The organism is Pseudomonas sp. SIMBA_067 (genome assembly GCF_046534675.1).
In the GTDB taxonomy this organism is placed as follows: domain Bacteria; phylum Pseudomonadota; class Gammaproteobacteria; order Pseudomonadales; family Pseudomonadaceae; genus Aquipseudomonas; species Aquipseudomonas putida.
On the sequence record NZ_JAWRYH010001178.1, the window covers coordinates 1 to 242 of the forward strand.

The window sequence follows — 242 nt, forward strand, 5'->3', positions numbered from 1 at the left end:
GTGGCGCAGCAGGTTATTATGTGGCTATTCGTCATGGTCGCAGCTACACCACGCGTTATATGCACTTGCGCAAGATTCTGGTGAAACCGGGACAGAAGGTGAAACGTGGCGACCGTATCGCGCTTTCCGGTAATACCGGACGTTCAACCGGGCCGCATCTGCACTATGAAGTATGGATAAACCAGCAGGCCGTAAACCCGCTGACGGCAAAACTGCCGCGTACCGAAGGGCTGACCGGCTCC

General features: G+C 56.2%; 1 protein-coding gene. It reads left to right on the forward strand.

Going from position 1 to position 242, the window contains the following annotated elements; genetic code table 11:
- A partial coding sequence (locus tag SB765_RS33000; protein WP_410932946.1) for a peptidoglycan DD-metalloendopeptidase family protein occupies window positions 1-242 on the forward strand: 242 nt, incomplete at both ends.